Source organism: Thalassotalea sp. G20_0 (assembly GCF_017744175.1).
Taxonomy (GTDB): domain Bacteria; phylum Pseudomonadota; class Gammaproteobacteria; order Pseudomonadales; family Endozoicomonadaceae; genus Endozoicomonas.
Window position 1 is genome coordinate 1 of sequence record NZ_JAGHQV010000132.1, and the last position, 3,050, is coordinate 3,050.

The window sequence follows — 3,050 nt, forward strand, 5'->3', positions numbered from 1 at the left end:
TGCGGGTCGATGGCCATGCCTGCCGGGTTTACGCCTGATTGCCGTATCAAAATCATTACCTCATAATAAAATTGTTTACGGAGATATTAATCCATTGTCTTATAGGGCAAACACAAAGAAGCAAACAAGTCAGTGATGTTTGAGTATTTCTGACACGCAACTGTTTTTTCTAGATCTTTTTTTTCAACATCTTTTTTCTACATCGGTAAAAGCGTTAATAGGGGTTTGATAACGGTAGCCAGTTTTATGGCAGTGGTAAGAATAGTTTGAATTACATGGGACTTTTTTTGCTATGAAAATGCAATTCCCGGACAGCCGATTAGCGCTGTTGGTGCGACAAATGTGACAGAACCCGGGCCAGAAAAGGTCATGCCTGGTACTGTGGCCATCGTCTCTGTGATTGGAGACGGTAGAGCGGTGCTGAACAATCAAGATTTCTTAATGCTGCGAAATGATTTTGCCTTCACTGTTTTTTGCACGACAGACAACTTATATTCAAAACAGGTGCCCTACCGGCAAAGCCACCAGTTTTTCTAAAAAGGGGAGCACCTTATCACCGTTGTAAACAATTACCCCCCCGCTGAATACTAGTTGCAATAAGCATTTCCAGAGTTGCGAACATCTCTTTCCTGATCGTCATGCCTGCCTTGACCTCAATGCCTGTGGCATGGCCATTATGCCCTGACAGAATAAAGTCCACTTCCCGCTGACTCTTGTCACATAATTCAGCGCCTCAGAAGAAACAGAAGACAATAATTTAAGCAGCTGCGCCATTTCGTCCAGCTTTTGCAGCTGAAAAACTTCTTTGATATCCCGCCGGATAATCGCATCAGTATAAGATCTGAACCAGCGTGTCCTTCGATTTGAAGTAAGGCTGCATTGCTTTTGGATAACCACCACAAGCTATTGCCGAAATAACCTGGTCAAGCTCAATCAGCGACCCGAGCGGAGGAGTAAAATCCGCAGACAGTAGCTGATAATATCATGCTCTTCCTGCCTGCCAGCAGGCCTCTGCTTCAACTCGCTCTGATTGAATGGGCACTCTGCGTCGCCCTACCTCCCATATCCATGTGGTCGTCGAGATTCGGGGCAGTTTATGAAATATCCGGGTTAATGGGTATTAGCTGGTTCCCGTCCAAAAACACAACCAATTGAAAACTGGAGATTTTATCCTGAAAAATTAAGTGGAGCCCTACTGCTATTCGGCATCTAAACTTCCCAAGGCCAATAAACATCAGGGAAAGCCAAACAGAGAGGGCCCCAAATGCGTAAAAAACGCAACCCGCAGTGTAGTATGGAACTCCATTACGTACCTCATGAAACCTGCTCTCAGCTTTCCGGTATCTCGCAATGGCTTGATGCCCATCCACAGTTCAATGACTGGATTTATGAGGACTTAAGTTCTGGTTATAAACAGAACACTGGGCGGAACGGACTATCAGCAGAATCCGTTCTTCGTGCGGCACGACCGCTAAAGATCAGGGCATTGAGAAGGGACGCACTGTGGCTATTGACGGCACAGTCACCGAATCGGATATCAAACCTCCTTGCGACAGTGATCTTTTAGCCAGTTCCGTTAAAGAAATTTGTCGGCTGCTGGGGGACAAGCACTGACAGCGACATCGCTTTATGAATATACCCATCACAACCGAGCCGTAAAAGATGCGGCCAGAAAATGCATCTACGCTGGTAAAGAAGAGCGGCATCAGCATTATAAAAAACTGCTGCAGTTGACCCGAAAATCCCGGAAGGTGCTTGTCGAAGCCACTGTCAAGCTTGCAGACGCCCGTCAGCAGGGGCAGTGTCTCCTGGCTGATGATGCCGACAAGTGGCAGGCCGATGTGGATCACCGTTACCCCTGGTGGATGCAATAGTCTCCCAGACAGAGCGCAGGGTCTTTAAGGGTGAAAAGGTGCCAGCCCAGGAGAAAGTGGTTAGCCTGTATGAACCCCATACGGATATCATCGTAAAAGACAGGCGGCAAGTGCAGTACGGCCATAAACTGAACCTGGTTCAGGGAAAAAGTCGATTGATCCTGGACCTGGTTATTGAGGAAGGTAACCCAGCGGATTCGGACCGATTCATTCCGATGATGGAAAGACAAAAAGAAATTTATGGTCGTGTACCTCGCCAGACAAGCAGTGACGGCTGATATGCGTGTCGCGCTAATTTGGAAAAAGCCAAGGCCATGGGTATCAGCGATGTGGCTTTTAATAAGAAGCGCGGACTTGATAGTCGAAGAGATGACTAAAAGTCAGTATGTGCATAAAACGCTCTTTCGCTTCCGGGCAGGTATTGAAGCAGGAATTTCGTGGCTAAAAAGATGTTTTGGGCTATCAAGTTGCCACTGCAAGGGTTCTGAGCGTTTTGACTCTCATTGCTGGTTATCGGTGGTCTGTTATAACCTGGTGATTCTGGCCAGGCACCCGGCACCATCCTGTTAGCCAACTCCATTCTACATGGCAGTACCTTTCCAGCTTGGTGGGAGGATGTTTTCTGCCTGCTTTTTGCGTTTTTCTCCAATATCCGTTCCAGATTAGAGAAAAAAAGGGAGGAGTTTTCCTGGCTCTCTGGAATTTCAGGAAATATTAAAACTTACGTACAGTCCGGTTATGATTGCCTGATGCGTTTTTGGACGAGAACTATGTAGAAAGCATTGGAAAAGGCTGGGTTCATGGCATGGCTGTGAGCAGGGGACTTTTTATCTCTTTCCCAGTGTTCGCCATGGAGTTGCTGCCCTGTGTTGCTATACCGACCTGCCCGTCCGCCAACGGTTCACCATGGTTATCGTCAGAGTCAGCCCCATGTTCGGTCAGTACATGGTACACAGGGCTGCCTGGCCGGGTGGGTTTTCCAGTGTTCGCCACGGAGTTGCTGCCTGTTGCTATACCGGGCTGTCCGTCCGCCACCGGTTCACCATGGCTATCGTCAGAGTCAGTCCCATGTTCGGTCAGTACATGGTACACAGGGCTGCCTGGCCGGGTGGGTTTTCCAGTGTTCGCCACGGAGTTGCTGCCTGTTGCTATACCGTCCTGCCCGTCCGCCAACGG

6 protein-coding genes and 1 pseudogene are annotated in these 3,050 nt (G+C 48.3%); 4 read left to right on the forward strand and 3 right to left on the reverse strand.

Going from position 1 to position 3,050, the window contains the following annotated elements:
* Nucleotides 1-553 precede the first annotated feature (553 nt).
* Together J7438_RS28725 and J7438_RS28730 are read right to left on the reverse strand one after the other, a co-directional pair.
* A pseudogene (locus J7438_RS28725) lies at nucleotides 554-706 on the reverse strand (hypothetical protein); the annotation flags it as partial.
* A complete protein-coding gene (locus J7438_RS28730; protein ID WP_503003939.1) occupies nucleotides 637-900 on the reverse strand; it encodes a DUF8612 domain-containing protein in 264 nt (87 codons plus the stop codon). The gene J7438_RS28730 and the pseudogene J7438_RS28725, both read right to left, overlap by 70 nt.
* Before the next feature lie 364 nt (nucleotides 901-1,264).
* Here J7438_RS28730 and J7438_RS24900 point away from each other — a divergent pair, with 364 nt between their 5' ends.
* The 4 genes from J7438_RS24900 (at nucleotide 1,265) to J7438_RS28535 (ending at nucleotide 2,444) form a co-directional block, all read left to right on the forward strand.
* Complete coding sequence (locus J7438_RS24900; protein ID WP_209278744.1) at nucleotides 1,265-1,567, forward strand: hypothetical protein; 303 nt, start codon at nucleotides 1,265-1,267, stop codon at nucleotides 1,565-1,567.
* Nucleotides 1,568-1,586: 19 nt separating this feature from the next.
* Entirely contained in the window at nucleotides 1,587-1,874 is a 288-nt protein-coding gene (locus tag J7438_RS24905; RefSeq protein WP_209278745.1) for a hypothetical protein, read from the forward strand.
* Complete coding sequence (locus J7438_RS24910) at nucleotides 1,829-2,152, forward strand: hypothetical protein (protein WP_209278746.1); 324 nt, start codon at nucleotides 1,829-1,831, stop codon at nucleotides 2,150-2,152. Before J7438_RS24905 ends, J7438_RS24910 begins: the two co-directional genes overlap by 46 nt.
* A gap of 91 nt (nucleotides 2,153-2,243) precedes the next feature.
* The gene (locus J7438_RS28535; protein WP_209278747.1) at nucleotides 2,244-2,444 is read left to right on the forward strand and encodes a transposase; all 201 of its coding nucleotides are present in this window, start codon (nucleotides 2,244-2,246) and stop codon (nucleotides 2,442-2,444) included.
* Nucleotides 2,445-2,672: 228 nt separating this feature from the next.
* Here J7438_RS28535 and J7438_RS24920 read toward each other — a convergent pair.
* Nucleotides 2,673-3,050, reverse strand: a 378-nt coding sequence (locus J7438_RS24920) for a hypothetical protein (RefSeq protein WP_209278748.1), incomplete at its 5' end; no start/stop codon positions are given.